The organism is Allobosea lathyri (genome assembly GCF_900108245.1).
GTDB lineage: Bacteria > Pseudomonadota > Alphaproteobacteria > Rhizobiales > Beijerinckiaceae > Allobosea > Allobosea lathyri.
Genome location: NZ_FNUY01000001.1, coordinates 287,282 through 306,404, shown reverse-complemented (window position 1 = coordinate 306,404; position 19,123 = coordinate 287,282). Strand labels below are relative to the sequence as shown.

Here is a 19,123-nt window from a genome sequence, read left to right as displayed (position 1 = left end):
CAACCGGACAAACGATCGAGGATTGTGACATGGACCTGAAACTCAGCGGTCGTCGTGTGCTGATTACCGGCGGCTCCAAGGGCATAGGCGAGGCCTGCGCCCGCATCTTCCTGGCCGAGGGCTGCTCCGTCGTCCTCGTGGCCCGCGACGCGACGCGCCTTGCTGCGACCGCCACCACGCTCGGGGAAGCCAACCGTGTCGCGACATTCGCCGCCGACCTGTCGCAGGGTGCGGAGCGCGAGCGTGTCGCCGCCGCCTTCGGCGATGTCGACGTGCTCGTGAACAATGCCGGCGCCATTCCCGGCGGCGGCCTGCTCGACCTGTCGATGGAGACATGGGAGCAGGCCTGGGCGCTCAAGGTGATGGGCTATATCCACCTGACCAAGCTCTATCTTGCTCAGATGAAGGAGCGTCGCTCGGGCGTTATCGTCAACATCATCGGCGGCGCCGGACGCAGCCCGCGCTACGATTATGTCTGTGGCGGCACCGGCAATGCGGCGCTGATGGCCTTCACCGGCGCGGTCGGCGGCAAATCTGTCGATTGGGGCGTGCGCGTCTTCGGCATCAACCCCTCGCAGACGCGAACCGACCGCATCATCTCGCTCAGCAAGACGCGGGCAAAGGCGAATCTTGGCGACGAATCGCGCTGGGAGGAGGTTCTGACGAACCTGCCGCTCGACCGGCTAATCGAGCCCGACGAGATCGCCAGCGCGGCGGCATTCCTGGCATCGCCGGCTTGCGGCTATGTCAGCGGCGCCGTGCTCGATGTCGATGGCGGCGCGGCCTACCGCGCCTGATCCGGCCGGTTCAGCCTGCCGCCGGTCAATGGCTCGGGCACGCCTGTCGTGCCGGGCAGGCTGAGCGGCAGGCCCTTGACCGAGCGTATGGCGAGATAGGCGAAGGTCTGCGCTTCCAGCGCATCGCCGTCCCAGCCCGCGGCCTCGACCGGCTCGACGGGCACGCCGAGGCGTTGCGCCAGCCGCGCCATGAAATGGCGGTTGAGCCGGCCGCCACCGCCCACGAGCCAGCGTCTGGGCACTCGCGGAACATGGCGCAGAGCCGCGACCAGGCTCTCGATGGTGAAGGCTGCCAGCGTCGCGGCACCATCGGCGTCCGACAGCGGCTCGACCACCTGCGCCCGGCGATGAAAATCATTGCGGTCGAGCGATTTCGGCGCCGGCCGGTCGAAGAACGGGTTGGCCATGAAGCCGGAGACGAGATCGTCATGGACCTTGCCGCCCGCCGCCAGCGCGCCGTCGGCGTCATAGGGCCGCCCGAGCCGGCGCAGCACGAAATCGTCGAGGATCGCGCTGGCGGGGCCGGTGTCGAAGGCGACGACCGCCTCCCCGTCGATATAGGTGACATTGCCGACGCCGCCGAGATTGAGCACCATGACGGGTTGCTCCATCCCCTGCGCCAGGGCGCGATGATAGAGCGGCGCGAAGGGCGCGCCCTCCCCGCCAGCCGCGACATCGGCATAGCGGAAACGATCGATGGTGGGGATGCCGAGAGCAGCCGCGACAGCTGGCCCGTCGATCATCTGCCGGGTGAAGCGTCGCTGCGGGCGGTGGTAGACCGTCTGGCCGTGCAGTCCGACGAGATCGATCGCCGCTTTGTCGAGCCCGTGGTCGGCGATGAAACGCTCGATCGCCGCGAGATGGTCGGCCGTGACGGCGGCCTCCAGTTCGACCAGCGGCTCGGCCGATGCACGATCGGCATCAGCGATCAGCGCCTGCAGGTCGCGGCGCGTCGAGTCGCGATAGGGATAAGAAGCGCCCGCGCCGAACGACACCGCATCGCGCCCGTCGCTGGTGACGACGGAGACGTCGATGCCGTCCATCGAGGTGCCGCTGATGACGCCGATCGCGGTGAGGCTACCCTGTTCCAAAGACCGCATGAGACCCCGGCATTTCATGACAATACAGGACGGTCATCCCGGGCGGAGCCCAGCGCAGACCCGGGATCCATTCCTGAATGCTACCCCGTCAGGCTCCGGAATGGATCCCGGGTCTCCCTGCGGTCGCCCGGGATGACTGTGGGTTCATTAAACCACCGGAAGGCTACTCGCCGGGCTGGGAGCCGTCATAGCCACCGATGATGACCAGATCGGACTGACCGGCCTGCGCCAGATGCTTGATCGCCTCCTGGTATTCGGGAGAGGCGTAGCAGGCGCGCGCAGTCGCCTCGTCCTTGAATTCGATGACGACGTTGTGCTTGCGGCCCTCACCGCGCGCGAGCTTGTATTCGCCGCCGCGAACGAGAAACTTCGCGCCGTATTTGGCGAAGGCGACCGCGTTCAAGCCGCGATATTTGGCGTATTCCTCGTCATTCTCGACGTCGACGCGCGCGATCCAATAGCCCTTCGCCATGGCTCAGGCTCCTTCGACGACGACGAGATCGATCTCGCCGGCACCTTCGCGCAGCTTGCGGGCCTCGGCATATTCGGGCGACGCCGCGTAGGCCTTGGCCGATTGGAAGTCAGCGAATTCGATGATGATGTTGCGGGCCCGGCCTTCGCCTTCCGCAACCGTCATCTGGCCGCCACGCACGATCGGCGTGCCGCCATAGATCTTCATCACCTCGGAAGACCTGGCGGCATAGACCGCCCATTTCGTCGCGTCGGTCACCTTGGCGCGGCCAATCACATATCCCTTGGGCATTTTCAGCATCCGTATCTGGAGGTTCGGCCTTGTGGCGTGCAGCTTACGAAGCCGCCGCGATCTCGTCCATGATCGAGGCCGCCGCTGCGCGCGGGTCGGCTGCGCGAATGATGGGACGCCCGATCACGAGATGATCGACGCCGGCGCGGATGGCTTCGCCCGGGGTCAGCGTGCGCTTCTGGTCGCCGACAGCGCTGCCGGCGGGGCGGATGCCCGGCGTGACGATCAGCATGTCGTTGCCGACGATGTCGCGAACGATCTCGGTCTCGGCGGCAGAGCAGACGATGCCGTCGATGCCGGTGGTGCGGGCCTGTTCGGCGCGCAGACGGACCAGATCGCGCACGGCGAGGCCATAGCCGGCATCGCGCAGGTCGCCATCGTCATAGGAGGTCAGCGCGGTGACCGCGAGCAGCTTGAGCGCAGCCTCGCCCCGTCCCTCCACCGCGCCGCGCATGGTCTGCGGGTAGGCGTGCACGGTGAGGAGATCGACGCCGAGATTGCTCAACGATGCCACGCCCTCGGTCACCGTGTTGCCGATGTCGTGCAGCTTGAGATCAAGGAAGACCTTCTTGCCTTCCGCCACCAGTTGCTGGGTGAGCTGAAGCCCGCCGGCGAAGGCGAGCGCGTAACCGATCTTGTAGAAACTGGCTTCGTCGCCGAGCTGGGACACGATGCGATAGGCATCCCAGATCGTCGGCACGTCGAGCGCGACGATCATCCGGTCGCGCAAGTCGTTGATCTTCTGCGTCATCGAGCGGCCTCCGCTGTTTGCGGGGAAGGGACATGATTCGAGCGCGGACGCAAGTTGGCGTGACTTGCCGATGCACTGATACGTGCTGCCTATCGCCGCTCAGGTTGGATCCCGGACTTCCGCTTCGCTACTCCCGGAAGGCGGGATATTTCCGTGCTATCGAAGCACGATTCGCGGCGGTGGTCGGCGCTTCGGCAGCTTCTCGCTCGCAGCGGAGAAGCCTCCGCCGACCCGTAATCGCGACGCGTCACTCCGCGCCCTGCATCACCTGCTGGAACACCTGAGCCCAGACCTCGCCCGTCTGCGCGCCGGAGACGGCAAGCTTGCCGTCGATGATGAAGAACGGAACGCCGGTGACGCCGACTTTCTGGGCGTGGGCCTCCAGCCCGATGATGGTTTCGCGCAGTTCGTCATTTGTCAATTCGTCGCGCGCCGCCTGCTCGTCGAAGCCCTGCTCGACTGCGATTGCCACGAGCGTATCGATATCGCCGATATCGCGCCCGTCCTGGAAATAGGCCTTGAACAAAGCCGCCTTCATGTCGCTGCCACGCTGCACAGTCGAGGCCGCGGCGATCAGCATATGGGCCATGCGCGTGTTCACGCTCCTCGTCACCTTGCTCCAGTTGAAGGTGACACCGCTTTCAAGCGCGGCTTCCGAGAGCCTGATCTCGATTTCCTTGCGCTTGCCCGGGCCGAACTTGGCGTCGAGATAGGCGGTACGGTCCATGCCCTCGGCCGGCATGTCGGGGTTAAGCTCGTAGGGGAGCCAGGTGATGGCGACACGGTCGGTCAGGCCATGGGTCTCCAGGGCTTTTTCGAGCCGCGCCTTGCCGATGAAGCACCAGGGGCAGACGACGTCGGAAACAATCGCGATCGGCATCTTCTCTTGCATGGTATGTCCTTCCATGGCCGGCTGCTGCGGCATTTTATGCGTCAGGCCGGCGGGTAGCGATGAAGCTCGCCATGGCGATCCTCGGCGAACGCTTCCACGCCGGGTGTCGTCTCGCAGCCTGAGAGAAAGGCGGGGCCGACCGGAATCTTGCCCGCACCGCCGGGGATGTCGAGGATATAGGTCGGCTGGCACAGCCCTGAAAGATGTCCGCGCAGGCTTTTCACGAGGGCCTGCCCCTCTTCCAGCGAAAGCCGGAACTGCGAGGTGCCGGGCGCCAGATCCGGATGGTGCAGGTAATAGGGTTTGACCCGGTTCTCGACGAAGGCGCGCATCAGCGCTCCCAGCGTCGCGACATCGGCGTTGACGCCCTTGAGCAGCACGCTCTGGCTCAGCAGCACGTGGCCGGCATCCGCGAGGCGAGCGAGCGCGACGCGCGCAGCCTCCGAGAACTCGCGCGGATGGTTAGCGTGAACCGCGATATAGCTTGCCTTGCCGGGGATCAGCAGCGCCCGGGCATAGTCAGCGGTGATGCGTTCGGGCTGCACCATCGGCACGCGCGTATGCCAGCGCGCGATCTTGATGTGGCCGATATCCGCCAGCCGCTTCGCGATCTCGCGCAGGCGCCGCGCAGAGAGGATCAGCGGGTCCCCGCCGGTCATGATGACCTCCCAGATCTCCGGGTGGGAGGCGAGATAGGCCAATGCCGCATCGAGCTTGCCGCCGGTCAGCGCATCGCCCCCCGGCCCGACCATCTCGCGCCGGAAGCAGAAGCGGCAATAGACCGGGCAGGCATGGACGAGCTTGAGCAAGGCGCGATCGGGGTAGCGATGGACGACGCCCTCGACCGGCGAATGCGCGGCGTCACCGATCGGATCGGCCAGTTCCTGCGGCAGGGTGACGAGTTCGGCAGCATCGGGGATGAACTGGCGTGCGATCGGATCCGCCGGGTCGGCCGGGTCGATGAGCTCAGCCATCGCCGGCGTCACCGAGACGGCGTAGCGCCTCGCGACCGCGTCCAGCGGCTCACGCCGCTCGGGCGCGACGAGCCCGCGCGCGACCAGCGCGTCGATGCTGCGGAGAGGCGTATGGACGGTCATGCCTGCGTCCTGCCCGGTTCCGCCACCGGCGTCCAGAGCACATCCTCGATCCGCCGCGCGCCGGTGCAGAGCATCACCAACCGGTCGAAGCCGAGCGCGATGCCCGACGCCTGCGGCATCTGCGCCAGCGCTGTCAGGAAATCCTCATCGAGCGGATAGCGCTCGCCATAGATGCGTTGCTTCTCGTCCATGTCCGCCGTGAAACGCCGGCGCTGCTCGCTTGCGTCGGTGAGTTCTCCGAATGCGTTGGCGAGCTCGACGCCGCAGGCATAAAGCTCGAAGCGCTCGGCCACCCTGCCATCGCCAGGCTTGGGCCGGGCGAGCGCCGCTTCCGAGATCGGGTATTCGCAAAGGATCGTGGCGCGGTCGCGGCCGAGATGGGGCTCGATGCGCTCGGCAAGAATGCGGCTGAAGATGTCCGACCAGCTGTCGTCGCCGGCGAGCCTGATGCCAGCCGCCACGGCCTTGGTTGCCAGCGCCTCGCGATCCGTCACGCCGCCGGCGGTCACGGTGGCGAGCAGGTCGATGTCGGCATGCCGGGCAAAAGCGTCCTGCAGCGTCAGCCGCTCGGGCTGCGCGAACGGATCGACCGGGACACCACGCCATTGCAGCGTGTTCACGCCTGCCGCTCGCGCGGCTTCCGCCATCAGCGCGGCGCAATCGACCATCAATGTCTCGTAACCCTCACCCGCCCGGTACCATTCCAGCATGGTGAATTCGGGATGATGCAGCGCCGTGCGCTCGCGATTGCGGAAGACACGGGCGAAGTCGAAAATGCGGCGCTCGCCCGCTGCCAGCAACTTCTTGGCGGCGAATTCCGGCGAGGTATGCAGATAATAGGGATGCGAGCCATTGGCATCGTCGATCAACGTCGTCGCGAAACCGTGCAGATGGGTCTCGTTGCCCGGCGAAATCTGCAGGATTGCGGCCTCGACCTCGATGAAATCCCGCGCCTCGAACCAGAGGCGCAGCGCCGTCCTGATACGCCCGCGCGCCAGCAGCGCCGGGCGACGATCGGCGTGAATGTCCGGCCGCCAGTAGGGCGGGCTCAAGTCAGGCATGGAGCATCGTCCGATGGCATTCTCTGCAAGCTTCCGTTTCGCCCGCGAATGAGGTAGTTGCGCGGCAACGAATTCGCATAACGCGCGCGAACGCCGCGCACCAGCAAGGACATCTCACGTGGTCAAAGTCATCGCCTCATCCGTTCGCAAGGGCAACGTGCTCGAACTCGACGGACATCTCTGCTCGGTCCTCTCGGCCGAGAGCTTCTTCCCCGGCAAGGGCACGCCGACGACGCAGATCGACATGCGCCGCATCCATGACGGCACCAAGATGACCCAGCGCTACAAGACGACCGAGCAGGTCGAGCGCGCCTATGTCGAGGACCGCGACTTCACCTATCTCTACCAGGACGGCGAGCAATACGTCTTCATGAACCCCGAGACCTTCGACCAGATCCATGTCGATGGCGGCGTGGTCGGCGACATGGCCCCCTATCTCCAGGAGGGCATGAAGGTTTCGCTCTCGGTGTTCGAGGACAAGGCCGTCGCGATCGAGCTGCCGCAGCGCGTCACCGTCGAAGTCGCCGAGACCGAGCCGGTCACCAAGGGTCAGACGGCCTCCTCCTCCTACAAGCCGGCGATCCTGGTCAACGGCGTGCGCACCGCGGTGCCGCCGCATATCGGACCGGGCACCCGCATCGTGGTGCTGACCGAGACCGGCGCCTATGTCGAGCGCGCCAAGGACTGAGGCACGGGCTCAGTCACGGATCGGCTGAGATTGATCGCGAAGGCGCCGCTGTAAATGGCGGCGCAGCGACTATATCGGGATCGCGACGGGCCCATCCGGGCCCGTTCTCGTTTCGAGGATGCACTCCATGCCCATTACCGCCCGGTCCGCCGTACTCAGCGGCTTCATCCAGACCCTGACAGCGCTCGACGCCATCCTCGACAAGGCCGTGGAACAGGCGACGGCCCGCAAGATCCAGCCCGAGGTCCTGCTCAATGCGCGCCTCTCGCCCGACATGCTGCCCTTCACGCGCCAGATCCAGCTCGCCTGCGATTTCACCAAGAACGCGGCGGCCCGCGTCAGCGGCGGCGAGAACCCTAAATTTCCCGACGTCGAGACCAGCTTCGACGAGCTGAAGGCGCGCATCGCCAAGGTGCTGGCCTTCGTTGAAGGCATCGACGACGCCGCCTTCGAGGCCGGTGTCGCCAAGGACGTCACCTTCCCGCGCGGCCCCTCGGCCACGATGACGATGAAGGGCGAGGTCTACCTGACGCGCTTTGCCGTGCCGAACTTCTATTTCCACGCCGCGACCGCCTATGCGATCCTGCGCGAGAACGGCATCCATATCGGCAAGGGCGATTTTCTCGGCAACGTCTACGACGCCTGAACCGGCCCCTTGTAATCGGGAACCGCCCTCCCCATCTTGGGATCACGGCGATGTCGAGGGCGTTCCACTGCCCTCCAGCGTCGGTGAAAACGGCCATGAGCCGAACGTTTGACGCCGGATGTACGCGCAGCCGTTCAGGACATGGCCGTTGGTTCTTCCAAGGCCCGTAGCGAATTTTCGCTGCGGGTCTTTTCGTATGCGCTGTGCGTAATGCTCGGGCTTGACCCGAGCATCTCCGGCAAGAGATTCTCGGGTCAAGCCCGAGAATGACGCCTAGCCCTGCAGGAACTGATTGGTCCGCCGCTCCTCGCCCAGCGTGCTTGCCGGGCCATGACCGGGCAGGAACTGGACATCGTCGCCCAGCGGCAGGAGCTTGGCCTTGATGCCGGCGATCAGCGTGTCGTGGCTGCCATAGGGAAAATCCGTGCGACCGACCGACCCGGCAAAGACGGTGTCGCCCGCCAGCAGGAAGCGCGCATCCTTCTGGAAGAAGGTGATATGGCCCGGCGTATGGCCGGGCACGTGCTGGACCGTGAATGTGAGATCGCCGACCGCGACCTCGTCGCCTTCCACCAGCCAGCGGGTCGGCGTCACCGCCCGCATGCCGTGCATGTCAAAGCGCAGGCCCGACGCCGGCAGGTCGTCGAGCAGGAACTTGTCGGCTTCATGGGGACCGATCACCGGTACCGAGACCGCCTCCGCCAGTTCGGCTGCCCCGCCTGCATGGTCGAAATGGCCGTGCGTCAGCCAGATCGCGACCGGCTTCACGCCGAGTTCCTTCAACGCGCCCTGGATCTGCGCGACATCGCCGCCGGGATCGACGATGGCGGCCTCATTGGTTCGCGTGCACCAGACGATCGAGCAATTCTGCTGGATCGGCGTGACCGGCACGACGGCCACATTCATCGGAGACTGAGCTGGATCGGACATGAAGCTTTCCGTGTGGGAATGTCAGGGAGCGCGTTTGCCGCAACGATCGGCCAGCAGCACACGGTATTCGGCGAGACCGGTATCCATCAGGCCGACATTCTCCTCTCGCTCGCGCCCGCTCTGGCAGGTCGCGAACACGGCGCGCGCCTTCTGGAGATAGGCGACATGCTGGCGCCAGGCGATGCATTGCGTCGCCTGGTCGGCATTACCCACCGCGGCCAGCCGCGTCTGCTGTAGGCGAAACCCGGCCTCGTTCTGGAACAGGTCGCGCGAGCAGGTCGCCGGCGCAGCCTGCCGGGCCTGCGCCATGGCCGCACCAGCCGAGAGGCTCGCGATGATCAGGGCGCAGGCGGCAACGCGATACCTCATCCGAGGTTCAACTCCTTGAAGAAGTCGTTGCCCTTGTCGTCGATGACGATGAAGGCCGGGAAATCCTCGACTTCGATGCGCCAGACCGCTTCCATTCCGAGTTCCGGATATTCGAGAACCTCGACCTTCTTGATGCAGTCCTGCGCCAATCGCGCCGCCGGGCCGCCGATCGAGCCGAGATAGAAGCCACCATGACGGGCGCAGGCCTCGCGGACGGCCGCCGAGCGATTGCCCTTGGCGAGCATCACCATGGAGCCGCCGAATGACTGGAACTGGTCGACGAAGGAATCCATCCGCCCGGCCGTGGTCGGGCCGAAGGAGCCTGACGCCATGCCATCGGGCGTCTTGGCGGGGCCGGCATAGTAGACCGGGTGGTTCTTGAGATAATCCGGCATGCCCTGCCCGCTCTCCAGCCGCTCGCGGATCTTGGCATGGGCCGAGTCGCGGGCGACGATGATCGTCCCGGTCAGCGAGAGCCGGGTCTTCACGGGGTATTGCGAGAGTGTGGCGAGAATTTCAGGCATCGGTCGGTTGAGATCGATCCTGACGACATCGCCGCCCAGCGAAGCATCCTCGACCTCGGGCAGATACTTGGCCGGGTTGGTCTCCAGCGCCTCGAGATAGATGCCGTCCTTGGTGATCTTGCCCTTGGCCTGACGATCGGCAGAGCAGGAGACGCCGAGCCCGATCGGCAGCGAAGCGCCATGGCGCGGCAGCCGGATCACCCGGACATCGTGGCAGAAATACTTGCCGCCGAACTGGGCACCGACGCCCAGCGACTGCGTCAGCTTGTGGATCTCCTCCTCCATCTCCAGATCGCGGAAGGCATGGCCCATGGGCGATCCCGTGGTCGGCAGCGCGTCGAGATATTTGGTCGAGGCGAGCTTCACGGTCTTGAGGTTCTGCTCGGCCGAGGTGCCGCCGATGACGATGGCGAGGTGATAAGGCGGGCAGGCCGCCGTCCCCAGCGTCAGGATCTTCTCCTTCAGGAAGGCGATCATGCGCTCCTTTGTCAGGAGCGACGGGGTCGCCTGGAACAGGAAGGTCTTGTTGGCCGAGCCGCCGCCCTTGGCGACGAAGAGGAATTTGTAGGCGTCCTCATTGTGCCCTTTGCCCTCGGCATAGATGTCGATCTGCGCCGGCAGGTTGGTCGCCGTGTTCTTCTCCTCGAACATCGAGAGCGGAGCGACCTGGGAATAGCGCAGGTTGCGCTTGAAATAGGCATCGGCGACGCCTTCGCCCAAGGCCTGCTCGTCCTCGCCATCGGTCCAGACCTTGCGGCCCTTCTTGCCCATGATGATGGCGGTGCCCGTGTCCTGGCACATCGGCAGCACACCGCCGGCGGCGATATTGGCATTCTTGAGCAAGTCGTAGGCGACGAATTTGTCGTTCGAGGTGGCCTCGGGGTCGTCCAAGATCTTGGCGAGCTGGGAGAGATGGCCCGGGCGCAGCAGATGGTTGATATCGATGAAGGCCTGTTCGCTCAGGGAGCGGATGGCCTCGCGCGAGACGTTCAGGACCTCGCGATCGCCGATCTTCTCGACGGAGACGCCTTGCGTCCCAAGCTTTCGATAGGGGGTGGTGTCTTCACCGAGCGGGAAGAGATCGACATGGGTATAGGCCATGGGTCGTGGCTCCGAGGCAAAATGGGGCAGCGCGATCAGAGCCGTCTCTGCGCGCCGGAAACATGCCCGGCGTCATAACGGCTTGCGTTGCGCGCTCCAAGTCCAGCCTTGAACCCTTCCAGTCAAGCGGCCTTCTCAAGCCGCCTGCTCAAGCCGCCTTGGCAGCCGATTCCGCAAGGACGGCGTAAATCGCCGCAGGATCGCGAATCTTGCGCACCTGCTCGAGCACGGCGTGGTTGCGCAGCACGCGGGCGACGCGGGCCAGCGCCTTCAGATGATCCGCGCCAGCGCCTTCCGGGGCGATCAGCACGAAAATGATATCGACGGGCTGGCCGTCGAGCGCATCGAAGTCGATCGGCTTCTCGGCCCGGGCAAAGAGGCCGACCAGACGATCGATTCCAGGCATGCGGCCATGCGGGATGGCGATGCCGTCACCGATGCCGGTGGAGCCGAGGCGCTCGCGTTGCAGCAGCGCCTCGAAGAGGTCGCGCTCGGGCAACCCTGTCACCAGCGCGGCGTGCTGTGCGAGTTCCTGCAGCGCCTGCTTCTTGCCATTGGCCCGTAGCGGCGAAATCACCGCGGCAGGTGTCAGGAGATCCGTCAGCGTCATGGGCCCGTCCATGCATGTCCCGTGCCGAGCTTTACGCCTGATGGCACGGGTCAGATTTGACGACCGGGGCGGTCGCCCGCCGGCCTCACGAAAGCGATGCCGGCGGATCGATCCAGCCGATATTGCCGTCGCGGCGGCGGTATACGACGTTCATCCGGCCATTGCCAGCATGGCGGAAGATGACAACCGGCGCGCCTGTCAGATCAAGCTCCGCAACAGCGTCTCCAACCGTCAGAACATGGAAGGATTTGGTCGATTCGGCAACGATCACGGGGTTATCGCCCATGATATCGACCTCGATCTCCTCGATTTCGTCGTCCGGCGCCGCGATCACATAGCTGGGGATTTCGATTCCGGGCTCTCGCCCGTTTGCCGGCGTGGAGCGATCCTTGAGACGTCGCTTGTAGCGGCGCAGCCGCTTCTCGATGCGCTCCGCCATCTTGTCGAGGCTGGCATAGGCATCATGTGCCGTGCCGGAGGCCTCGAGCGTGATCCCCGAGGAGAGATGCAGCACGCCGTCCGTCTTGAACGCCGTCCCATCCTTGGCAACCGTGACGTGCCCCTGGTAGCCGCCCTCGTAATATTTGCTCAGAGCGGCCGCAACGCGGGTTTCGGCCTGGCCCCGCAGGGCCTCGCCGACATCAAGGTTCTTGCCGGAGATTCGCAAGCTCATGGAGTGCTTCCCCTTCTTCAGCCATGACCAGTCTCGGCCATCTCTAGGAGGTAAGGACGGGGTAGAGGCGATGTCAATGCGCGAGGGGCAAAGCATGGCAAGCATGCGCGCGGCGGCTCCAACGCTAACGCATAGTCAGCCTTCAACGGCTTCCCATGGCCATCGCAACCTTCTCGCGGCGGCGCTCCATCGACGAGGGGATACGCAGGGACTCGCGATATTTGGCGACCGTGCGTCGGGCGATGTCGATGCCGCCGGCCTTCAGCCTCGCAACGATGGCATCGTCGGACAGCACCTCGGCCGGCGCCTCGTCATCGATCATCTGCTTGATGCGAAAGCGAACCGCCTCCGCCGAATGCGCCTCGCCATAGCCCGTCGCGGCGATGGCGGCTGAGAAGAAATATTTCATCTCGAAGACGCCGCGCGAGCAGGTCAGGTACTTGTTCGAGGTGACGCGCGAAACCGTCGATTCATGCATGCCGATGGCATCCGCCACCGTCTTCAGGTTCAGTGGGCGCAGATGCTCGACGCCATAGGCGAAGAAGCCATCCTGCTGGCGCACGATCTCGCTTGCGACCTTCAGGATGGTGCGGGCGCGCTGCTCGAGCGAGCGCGTCAGCCAATTGGCCGTCTGCAGGCATTCGGCGATGAAGGCCTTGTCACCGTCGCTGCGGGCCGCCTTCGAGACGCGGGCGTGGTAAGTCTGGTTGACCAGCACGCGCGGCAAGGTATCGGGGTTGAGATCGACGAGCCAGGAGCCGTCCGGCGCAGCGCGAATAAAGACATCGGGAACCACCGTCTCCGCGGTCGAGCCGCCGAAGCCGCGCCCCGGCTTGGGATCGAGCCGCCGGATTTCGGCGACCATGTCGGCGATATCCTCGTCATCGACCCCGCAGATGCGCTTCAGCGCGGCAAAATCGCGCTTGGCGACAAGATGGAGATTGGCGACGAGCGTCTGCATCGCCGGATCGAAGCGGTTGCGGTCGCGGAGCTGGATCGAGAGGCACTCGCAGACATCGCGCGCCGCGACGCCGGAGGGATCGAAACCCTGGACAACCCGCAGGACGCCCTCGACCCTGGCTATGGCGATGCCGAGGCGCTCGGCGATACCGCCAAGGGGCTCGCCAAGATAGCCGGAATCGTCGACGGCATCGATGAGGTGGCGGCCGATGATGCGATCGGCTGGATCGGTGACGGCGAGATCGAGCTGGGCACTGAGATGGTCCTGCAGCGACATCTCGATGGTCAGGCCGCTCTCGAAGCCTTCTGGCCCATCCTCGAAGGAGCCCCCCGCCCCGCCATAGGCGCCGCCGACGATCGGCAGGCTCTCGGCACCGCGAGTCTCCAGTCTGGCCACGCTCGGCTGCTCGCCCTGGAAGACGTTGTCGAGCCCGGTGCCGAGCCGGTCTTCCATGCCCTGCTGGCTGTTCAGGCTCTCCGAGCGGGCGAAGGTCTCGGCGTCGACCGCCAGCGGCCCGTCGCCGCCATTGGCATGGATCGGCAGCTCCGGCGCATCGTCGCGCTCCAGCAGCGGGTTGCGCTCGAGTTCGCCCTCGACGAAGTTCTGCAGTTCCAGATGCGACAATTGCAAAAGCTTGATCGCCTGCAGCAACTGCGGCGTCATCACCAGGGACTGCCCCTGGCGCAGCTCCATGCGCGGCATCATGGCCATTGCGCTCTCGACCCCATTCATGGCAGCGCGCCGTTTCGGCACGCTTCTTGCCTGTGACGAAGAGCCTAGCGTCGCCGAAGCGGCGCGTCAAAGCCCTTGCCTCGACAATGAGCAGGGAAGTTAATGCACCGCAACATAAGAGCAGGATTGCGGCAGGAGCCACCCGCAAACCACCTCTGCGACCGCCTGGAACCTCCAGCCCTGATCCTGAGGAGCGCCGCAGGCGCGTCTCGAAGGATGTTTTCAGATGCCTCCAGAGCCTACTGGAGCATCCTTCGAGACGCCATTCCTCGCGGAATGCCTCCTCAGGATGAGGGCTCAAGGACGCTTCGAACGGGCTGTCAGAGGCGGAAATCCTCGCCGAGATAAACGCGGCGTACATCGGGATTGGCGATGATCTCGGCCGGCGAGCCTTCCGTCAGCACGCGGCCGGAATGGATGATGTAGGCGCGGTCGACCAGACCGAGCGTCTCGCGGACATTGTGGTCGGTGATCAGCACGCCGATGCCGCGATCGGTCAATTGCCGCACCAGCGCCTGGATGTCGCCGACCGCGATCGGATCGATGCCGGCGAAGGGCTCGTCGAGCAGGATGAAGGAGGGCTTTCCGGCCAGCGCGCGCGCGATCTCGCAACGCCGGCGCTCGCCGCCCGACAGCGCGATCGAGGGCGCCTTACGCAAGCGGGCGATGTTGAACTCTTCGAGCAGGGTATCGAGCTGGCGCTCGCGGCTCTTGCGGTTGGGCTCGACGACCTCGAGCACCGCGCGGATATTGTCCTCGACGCTCAGGCCGCGAAAGATCGAGGCCTCCTGCGGCAGATAGCCGATCCCGAGCCGGGCGCGCTGGTACATCGGCAGCTCGGTGATGTCGTTGCCCTCGAGCGAGATGGTGCCGAGATCGGCTCCGACCAGCCCGGTGATCATGTAGAAGATCGTGGTTTTGCCGGCGCCGTTGGGGCCGAGCAACCCGACGGCCTCGCCCTGGCGCAGGGACAGGCTGGCATCGCTCACGACCGTGCGACCGCCATAGCTCTTGCGCAGGCCGCTCACGGCCAGCACGCCCGGACCACCGATCGAGGAGGCAGTGGAAACCTTCGCCTCTTCTTCCCGCTCACGCGCGCCAAAAAGGCCACGGATGCGGCTGAACATACCCGGCCCGCGCTGATGCGCTGTCGGCGCCCCACGGGTCGGCACGGTGTTGGGCTGGGACATGTCGGAGATGGTCACTGCGAAGCGCTGCGCCTGATCAGGAAAAGTGGATTGAAGGGGCGATGCCAGCCGAGATTGCCGGCTGGTCAGTTGGACGGCGCTGCCGGCTTGGCCCCGGGAGCAGGTTTCGCGCCCGGTCCCGCCTTGCCGGCCTCGCCCGAATTCGGCACGAAGAAGCCCTGTACGCGCCCGCCCTTCGAGGTCTCGACATTGGCGATGCCAGTCACCGTGTTGTAGGTCAGCTTCTCGCCGCGCGTGATGTTGGGCCCGTCATTCAGGGCGACATTGCCGGTCATAATGACGGTGTTGGCCGCCCGGTCGAAGACCGCATTGTCGGAGGTCGCCGCCTGGGTCTTGGAGACCACAGTCACAGGCCCCTTGCACAGGATCTGTTTGATGCTGCTGTCGTTGGACTGACCCGGCGCGGCCGCTGCGCCATTGGCGGGGGTAGCAGGTGCGGCAGCTGGAGCGGCGCGAGCCGCGCCGGCTCCGCCCGGTGCTCCGCCGCGCCCCTCGTAGAGAACGGTCATGACCGTGCAGCGCACGGTCGTCTCGCCCTGCACGGCAACGACATTGCCGGTGAAGACCGCCTTGTTCTCCTTGTCGAGAACGTCGAGCTTGTCGGCGTCGATCTTGATCGGCTCCTTGCTGTCGCCGCCGAGGCCGCCCAGTGGCGAACTGGCACCGGCGCGCCCGCGCCCTTGCGCGAAAGCGTCCTGCGGCACGCAGAGGCCGGCGACGAAGCCGACGGTCAGGGCAAACGCCGCAGGCCGGGCCAACTCAAGAAAACCGCGGTGAATACGGAGCGTCTGAACGATTGCTTGCATGTCACTGTCTCTTCTCGGTCGCGTCACCGTCCGCAGGCGAAGCATCGCCCGAAGACTGAACCCGTTCGGATGTTAGCAGTTCCAGCTGAGGTTTGCTGCCCTCACGCTCGGGACCGGCAATCGTATTGGCGGGCGCATCCTTGATGAAGGCGCGAACGCGGCCCTCGAAGACGATCAGCGCGCCATTATCCTTCACGTCGAGCGAATCGGCATCGACGGTCGTCGTGCCCAGGATGACCTTGACCGGCTCCTTGGACACCACCGTGCCACCCTTGAAATCGACGTCGGCGGTCCGCATCCGGATGTCGTAGCCGCCTTCGGTGCGCACGCGCACATCGTCGATCAGGCGCAGCTTTTCCTTCTGCGTATCGAACAGGCCGGTTTTCGAGTTCACGGTGACCCAGCCCTCGCGCTCCATCAGCAGCCGCGCCGTCAGGGTCTGCAACTCGACCTGGGTCGGATTGCGGATTTCCTGCAAGGCCGCCACGGCCGTGACTTCGTAAGGCCGGTTGTCCTTCCGGTAGCCCGACAGACGCGGCGTTTCCATCTTGACCTTGCCGCCGGAAATGCCGACCGCGCCGAGCGAAAGGCTGGCGACGCCATGCAAGGGGTTGAGGAACGGCGCCACGATCAGAGCCAGCACCGCAACGACCGCGCCAACCGGTATAGCGCGCCGCAAAAAGCGCACGAGCGTGGTGTGTCGCCGGGCCGCGCCAAAGGCTGCGTCCCGGCGCGCCAGGCGTCGGGACGGGGGGGCGGTCCACTCGTTCGAAGTCATTGCCACAGTCATGCCCCGCGCAATGGCAGTTGCTAACGGCTTTTTCGTGTCGCCGGGACGAACCGCAACGCGCCCCCGCGCTGTTCGTCTGTGTCGAGACTGACGTAAGAAGCCTTAGAATTTGTCAAGTATGCGCAAAAATATCGTTCTCCGCCCAACCGGCCAGATCAAGCTCGGCACGGAACGGCAGGAAGTCGAAACAGGCCTTGGCGAGATGCGTCCGGCCTTCCCGCGCCAGCATGGCTTCAAGGCGCGCATGCAGCGCGTGCAGATGCAGAACGTCGGAGGCTGCGTAGGTGAGTTGCGCCTCGCTCAACGTCTCGGCGCCCCAATCCGAGGATTGCTGCTGCTTCGACAGTTCGACGCCGAGCAGCTCCCGGACCAGATCCTTCAGGCCGTGCCGATCGGTGTAGGTACGGGTGAGCTTGGAGGCGATCTTGGTGCAGTAGACCGGGCCCGTCACCACGCCGAAGGCATGGCGGAGCACCGCGACATCGAAACGCGCGAAATGGAACAGCTTGAGGACTGCGGGATCGGTCAGCAGGCGGATCAGGTTTTCCGGCCGGGCGCCGCCCTTGAGGATCTGCACGACATCAGCCGTGCCGTCGCCGCGCGAGAGCTGGACGACGCAGAGCCGGTCGCGATGCGGATTGAGGCCAAGCGTCTCGGTGTCGATCGCAACGCTGGAGCCGGCGTCATAGCCGTCCGGCAGATCGCCGCGATGGAAACGGATCGTCATGCTGAAAACCTCGCTCGGGCGCATCGCGCCGTCTGAAACCGGATGCGGTCCGACCCGGCCCAACCCGCTGGCTCGCCTGCGCAATGCCGACACCCGCGTCGCAGCTAGCGGTGCGCAAGGCACTCTTCAAGCCTTTTTATCAAGTTTTCATATCGAGCTGCCGCGTTAACCTTTTATTCACCATAAGCTTCGCGACTCCGAAGATGCCGGATATGAAAGGGACATCGGAGCCTGATCCATGTCCCTCTTTCGCCTGCTCACCGATTTCGACGGACGTATCGGCCTCGCCCGGTTCTGGCTGGGCAGCGCGCTGGTGGCCGTCCTCCTGCTCGCAATCCAGCAGGGCGCGCCCGTCCTTTTCGGCCGGAATGCCAGTCACGTCCTCGCCTTCGCCAATGCCTTTGCGCTGTTTCCCTGGGCGGCCCTTGCCGCCAAGCGGGCCAATGATCGCGGCAGCACCGCGCTTTTCGGCATCCTGCTGATCTGCGCCATCGTACTGCCAGGGCATTTGCGGCCGTTCCTGCCGTTCTTCTGGGGGCCTTCGCTTCACACCATCTCGCTGGTCGCCTGGCTGATCGCGCTGGTCGATCTGGGCCTGCTGCCATCCCTGCACGACAAGGATCGGGTTGCGGCAGCTGAAGCCGGTGCTAAAGCGGGAGCATGGACACGACCCAACGCCCCCTCTCCGATTTCGGTCCGGCCGTTTTCGATCCCGCCGACCCCGTCGCCCTGACACAGGCGCTCGTGCGCTGCCCCTCCGTGACGCCCCATGAGGGCGGCGCACTGGCGCTGCTCGACGCCGTGCTGTCGGCCGAGGGCTACACCGTGCATCGGCCCGTCTTCAGCGCGCCCGGCATGCCCGATGTCGAGAATCTTTACGCCCGGCTCGGAACCGAAGGCCCGGTCCTGGTAATCGCGGGTCATACCGACGTCGTGCCGGTCGGAGATGAAGCCGCCTGGACGCGCGATCCCTTCGCCGGCTCGGTCGAGAACGGCATTCTGCATGGCCGCGGCGCCTGCGACATGAAGGGCGGGCTTGCGGCGATGATGGCGGCGAGCCTGCGCTTCCGGCGCGAGAATCCCGACTCTTCCGGCTCGATCGCGTTTCTGATCACCGGGGACGAGGAAGGCCCCGCCGTCAACGGCACGGTCAAGCTGCTGGATTGGGCGCATCAGCGCGGCGAACGCTTCGATCACTGCCTGCTGGGCGAACCGACCAACCCGGCCAGCATGAGCGACATGATCAAGATCGGCCGGCGCGGCTCGCTGACGGGAAAGCTCACAGTCAACGGCAAGCAGGGGCATGTCGGATATCCTGACCTCGCCGATAATCCGATCCGCGGCATGGTCCGCCTGCTCGCCGCGCTCGAGGCGACGCCCCTCGACCAGGGCACCCGGCATTTCGACCCGAGCAATCTCGAAGTGACGACACTGGATGTCGGCAACCCCGCGTCGAATGTCGTGCCGGCACAGGCCAGGGCCGTCTTCAACATCCGCTTCAACGATGTCTGGACGCCGGAGACGCTCGCCGCCGAAATCGAGCGGCGCCTGCGCGACGCCGCCGGAAACAGCATTCGCTACGAGCTGGTTGTCCAGCCGACCAATGCGGTCGCCTTCATGACCGAGCCCGGCCCCTTCGTGAACCTCGTCGCGGACGCGGTCGAGGCCGAGACCGGCAAGCGGCCCGCGCTTTCGACTACGGGCGGCACCTCGGACGCCCGCTTCATCAAGAACTACTGCCCGGTGGTGGAATACGGTGTCGTCGGCCAGACCATGCATCAGGTCGACGAATGCGTGGCGGTGGCGGACCTCGTCACGCTCGAGCGGATCACGCGTCGTTTGCTCGGGACCTATTTCGCAGCGCAACATAAAGCTTGATTTCGCGGAACAAGCCGCC

At 65.4% G+C, this 19,123-nt stretch carries 23 protein-coding genes; 6 read left to right on the top strand and 17 right to left on the bottom strand.

Features of this window, described 5'->3' with window-relative positions:
* Positions 1–29 precede the first annotated feature (29 nt).
* The gene (locus C4S73_RS01410) at positions 30–797 is read left to right on the top strand and encodes a short-chain dehydrogenase/reductase (protein WP_103870680.1); all 768 of its coding nucleotides are present in this window, start codon (positions 30–32) and stop codon (positions 795–797) included.
* On the opposite strand, the gene C4S73_RS01405 is transcribed toward C4S73_RS01410, so the two are convergent.
* The 7 genes from C4S73_RS01405 to epmA form a co-directional block, all read right to left on the bottom strand.
* Positions 785–1,897 (bottom strand): anhydro-N-acetylmuramic acid kinase, encoded by a 1,113-nt coding sequence (locus tag C4S73_RS01405; RefSeq protein WP_103870679.1) that lies wholly within the window; start codon positions 1,895–1,897, stop codon positions 785–787. The genes C4S73_RS01410 and C4S73_RS01405 overlap by 13 nt on opposite strands.
* Positions 1,898–2,060: 163 nt before the next feature.
* Positions 2,061–2,369: a DUF1330 domain-containing protein gene (locus tag C4S73_RS01400; protein WP_103870678.1), complete on the bottom strand. Its 309-nt coding sequence runs from the start codon at positions 2,367–2,369 to the stop codon at positions 2,061–2,063.
* A gap of 3 nt (positions 2,370–2,372) precedes the next feature.
* A complete protein-coding gene (locus tag C4S73_RS01395; protein ID WP_103871223.1) occupies positions 2,373–2,660 on the bottom strand; it encodes a DUF1330 domain-containing protein in 288 nt (95 codons plus the stop codon).
* 43 nt (positions 2,661–2,703) lie between these two features.
* The gene (pyrF, locus tag C4S73_RS01390; protein WP_103870677.1) at positions 2,704–3,411 is read right to left on the bottom strand and encodes an orotidine-5'-phosphate decarboxylase; all 708 of its coding nucleotides are present in this window, start codon (positions 3,409–3,411) and stop codon (positions 2,704–2,706) included.
* 247 nt (positions 3,412–3,658) lie between these two features.
* Entirely contained in the window at positions 3,659–4,303 is a 645-nt protein-coding gene (locus C4S73_RS01385) for a DsbA family oxidoreductase (RefSeq protein WP_160115640.1), read from the bottom strand.
* Between the two features lie 41 nt (positions 4,304–4,344).
* Positions 4,345–5,400, bottom strand: coding sequence for a lysine-2,3-aminomutase-like protein (locus C4S73_RS01380; protein WP_103870675.1), 1,056 nt, complete (start codon positions 5,398–5,400; stop codon positions 4,345–4,347).
* On the bottom strand, positions 5,397–6,461 hold the full coding sequence (gene epmA / locus C4S73_RS01375) for an EF-P lysine aminoacylase EpmA (RefSeq protein ID WP_103870674.1): 1,065 nt from the start codon (positions 6,459–6,461) through the stop codon (positions 5,397–5,399). The genes C4S73_RS01380 and epmA overlap by 4 nt, the downstream gene beginning before the upstream one ends.
* Positions 6,462–6,579: 118 nt before the next feature.
* Here epmA and efp point away from each other — a divergent pair, with 118 nt between their 5' ends.
* Together efp and C4S73_RS01365 are read left to right on the top strand one after the other, a co-directional pair.
* Positions 6,580–7,149 carry an elongation factor P gene (gene efp, locus C4S73_RS01370; RefSeq protein ID WP_103870673.1) on the top strand — a complete coding sequence of 190 codons (570 nt, stop codon included), beginning with the start codon at positions 6,580–6,582 and terminating at the stop codon, positions 7,147–7,149.
* Between the two features lie 127 nt (positions 7,150–7,276).
* Positions 7,277–7,795: a DUF1993 domain-containing protein gene (locus C4S73_RS01365; RefSeq protein ID WP_103870672.1), complete on the top strand. Its 519-nt coding sequence runs from the start codon at positions 7,277–7,279 to the stop codon at positions 7,793–7,795.
* Positions 7,796–8,068: 273 nt separating this feature from the next.
* On the opposite strand, the gene C4S73_RS01360 is transcribed toward C4S73_RS01365, so the two are convergent.
* The 10 genes from C4S73_RS01360 to C4S73_RS01315 form a co-directional block, all read right to left on the bottom strand.
* A complete protein-coding gene (locus C4S73_RS01360) occupies positions 8,069–8,725 on the bottom strand; it encodes an MBL fold metallo-hydrolase (protein WP_103870671.1) in 657 nt (218 codons plus the stop codon).
* A gap of 21 nt (positions 8,726–8,746) precedes the next feature.
* Complete coding sequence (locus tag C4S73_RS01355; RefSeq protein WP_103870670.1) at positions 8,747–9,094, bottom strand: hypothetical protein; 348 nt, start codon at positions 9,092–9,094, stop codon at positions 8,747–8,749.
* Positions 9,091–10,719 carry a fumarate hydratase gene (locus tag C4S73_RS01350; protein WP_103870669.1) on the bottom strand — a complete coding sequence of 543 codons (1,629 nt, stop codon included), beginning with the start codon at positions 10,717–10,719 and terminating at the stop codon, positions 9,091–9,093. Before C4S73_RS01350 ends, C4S73_RS01355 begins: the two co-directional genes overlap by 4 nt.
* A gap of 148 nt (positions 10,720–10,867) precedes the next feature.
* Positions 10,868–11,329 carry a PTS IIA-like nitrogen regulatory protein PtsN gene (ptsN, locus tag C4S73_RS01345; RefSeq protein ID WP_103871222.1) on the bottom strand — a complete coding sequence of 154 codons (462 nt, stop codon included), beginning with the start codon at positions 11,327–11,329 and terminating at the stop codon, positions 10,868–10,870.
* Between the two features lie 85 nt (positions 11,330–11,414).
* Positions 11,415–12,002, bottom strand: coding sequence for a ribosome hibernation-promoting factor, HPF/YfiA family (hpf, locus tag C4S73_RS01340; protein WP_103870668.1), 588 nt, complete (start codon positions 12,000–12,002; stop codon positions 11,415–11,417).
* 142 nt (positions 12,003–12,144) lie between these two features.
* Positions 12,145–13,674 (bottom strand): RNA polymerase factor sigma-54, encoded by a 1,530-nt coding sequence (gene rpoN / locus C4S73_RS01335; RefSeq protein ID WP_103870667.1) that lies wholly within the window; start codon positions 13,672–13,674, stop codon positions 12,145–12,147.
* Positions 13,675–14,015: 341 nt separating this feature from the next.
* A complete protein-coding gene (lptB, locus tag C4S73_RS01330; RefSeq protein ID WP_103870666.1) occupies positions 14,016–14,822 on the bottom strand; it encodes an LPS export ABC transporter ATP-binding protein in 807 nt (268 codons plus the stop codon).
* 146 nt (positions 14,823–14,968) lie between these two features.
* Positions 14,969–15,709, bottom strand: coding sequence for an LptA/OstA family protein (locus C4S73_RS01325; protein WP_103870665.1), 741 nt, complete (start codon positions 15,707–15,709; stop codon positions 14,969–14,971).
* Position 15,710: 1 nt separating this feature from the next.
* Positions 15,711–16,487 (bottom strand): LPS export ABC transporter periplasmic protein LptC, encoded by a 777-nt coding sequence (lptC, locus tag C4S73_RS01320; protein ID WP_160115639.1) that lies wholly within the window; start codon positions 16,485–16,487, stop codon positions 15,711–15,713.
* Between the two features lie 124 nt (positions 16,488–16,611).
* A complete protein-coding gene (locus C4S73_RS01315; protein WP_103871221.1) occupies positions 16,612–17,226 on the bottom strand; it encodes a ribonuclease D in 615 nt (204 codons plus the stop codon).
* On the opposite strand from C4S73_RS01315, the gene C4S73_RS28100 reads away from it, so the two are divergent.
* The 3 genes from C4S73_RS28100 (at position 17,225) to dapE (ending at position 19,104) form a co-directional block, all read left to right on the top strand.
* Positions 17,225–17,395 (top strand): hypothetical protein, encoded by a 171-nt coding sequence (locus C4S73_RS28100; RefSeq protein ID WP_160115638.1) that lies wholly within the window; start codon positions 17,225–17,227, stop codon positions 17,393–17,395. The two genes, C4S73_RS01315 and C4S73_RS28100, sit on opposite strands and share 2 nt — an antisense overlap.
* Before the next feature lie 69 nt (positions 17,396–17,464).
* Complete coding sequence (locus tag C4S73_RS01310) at positions 17,465–17,959, top strand: DUF805 domain-containing protein (protein ID WP_103870663.1); 495 nt, start codon at positions 17,465–17,467, stop codon at positions 17,957–17,959.
* On the top strand, positions 17,887–19,104 hold the full coding sequence (gene dapE / locus C4S73_RS01305) for a succinyl-diaminopimelate desuccinylase (protein WP_103870662.1): 1,218 nt from the start codon (positions 17,887–17,889) through the stop codon (positions 19,102–19,104). The genes C4S73_RS01310 and dapE overlap by 73 nt, the downstream gene beginning before the upstream one ends.
* Positions 19,105–19,123 lie beyond the last annotated feature (19 nt).

Bases quoted from the DNA above. Each gene is read 5' to 3' on its own strand.
- C4S73_RS01355 (WP_103870670.1), bottom strand. From the start codon at position 9,094: ATGAGGTATCGCGTTGCCGCCTGCGCCCTGATCATCGCGAGCCTCTCG.
- C4S73_RS01395 (WP_103871223.1), bottom strand. From the start codon at position 2,660: ATGCCCAAGGGATATGTGATTGGCCGCGCCAAGGTGACCGACGCGACG.
- C4S73_RS01385 (WP_160115640.1), bottom strand. From the start codon at position 4,303: ATGCAAGAGAAGATGCCGATCGCGATTGTTTCCGACGTCGTCTGCCCC.
- C4S73_RS01360 (WP_103870671.1), bottom strand. From the start codon at position 8,725: ATGTCCGATCCAGCTCAGTCTCCGATGAATGTGGCCGTCGTGCCGGTC.
- ptsN (WP_103871222.1), bottom strand. From the start codon at position 11,329: ATGACGCTGACGGATCTCCTGACACCTGCCGCGGTGATTTCGCCGCTA.
- lptB (WP_103870666.1), bottom strand. From the start codon at position 14,822: ATGTTCAGCCGCATCCGTGGCCTTTTTGGCGCGCGTGAGCGGGAAGAA.
- lptC (WP_160115639.1), bottom strand. From the start codon at position 16,487: ATGACTTCGAACGAGTGGACCGCCCCCCCGTCCCGACGCCTGGCGCGC.
- C4S73_RS01315 (WP_103871221.1), bottom strand. From the start codon at position 17,226: ATGACGATCCGTTTCCATCGCGGCGATCTGCCGGACGGCTATGACGCC.
- C4S73_RS01310 (WP_103870663.1), top strand. From the start codon at position 17,465: ATGTCCCTCTTTCGCCTGCTCACCGATTTCGACGGACGTATCGGCCTC.
- hpf (WP_103870668.1), bottom strand. From the start codon at position 12,002: ATGAGCTTGCGAATCTCCGGCAAGAACCTTGATGTCGGCGAGGCCCTG.
- C4S73_RS01380 (WP_103870675.1), bottom strand. From the start codon at position 5,400: ATGACCGTCCATACGCCTCTCCGCAGCATCGACGCGCTGGTCGCGCGC.
- C4S73_RS28100 (WP_160115638.1), top strand. From the start codon at position 17,225: ATGCTGAAAACCTCGCTCGGGCGCATCGCGCCGTCTGAAACCGGATGC.
- C4S73_RS01350 (WP_103870669.1), bottom strand. From the start codon at position 10,719: ATGGCCTATACCCATGTCGATCTCTTCCCGCTCGGTGAAGACACCACC.
- C4S73_RS01410 (WP_103870680.1), top strand. From the start codon at position 30: ATGGACCTGAAACTCAGCGGTCGTCGTGTGCTGATTACCGGCGGCTCC.
- C4S73_RS01365 (WP_103870672.1), top strand. From the start codon at position 7,277: ATGCCCATTACCGCCCGGTCCGCCGTACTCAGCGGCTTCATCCAGACC.
- rpoN (WP_103870667.1), bottom strand. From the start codon at position 13,674: ATGGCCATGATGCCGCGCATGGAGCTGCGCCAGGGGCAGTCCCTGGTG.
- dapE (WP_103870662.1), top strand. From the start codon at position 17,887: ATGGACACGACCCAACGCCCCCTCTCCGATTTCGGTCCGGCCGTTTTC.
- epmA (WP_103870674.1), bottom strand. From the start codon at position 6,461: ATGCCTGACTTGAGCCCGCCCTACTGGCGGCCGGACATTCACGCCGAT.
- C4S73_RS01405 (WP_103870679.1), bottom strand. From the start codon at position 1,897: ATGCGGTCTTTGGAACAGGGTAGCCTCACCGCGATCGGCGTCATCAGC.
- C4S73_RS01400 (WP_103870678.1), bottom strand. From the start codon at position 2,369: ATGGCGAAGGGCTATTGGATCGCGCGCGTCGACGTCGAGAATGACGAG.
- pyrF (WP_103870677.1), bottom strand. From the start codon at position 3,411: ATGACGCAGAAGATCAACGACTTGCGCGACCGGATGATCGTCGCGCTC.
- C4S73_RS01325 (WP_103870665.1), bottom strand. From the start codon at position 15,709: ATGCAAGCAATCGTTCAGACGCTCCGTATTCACCGCGGTTTTCTTGAG.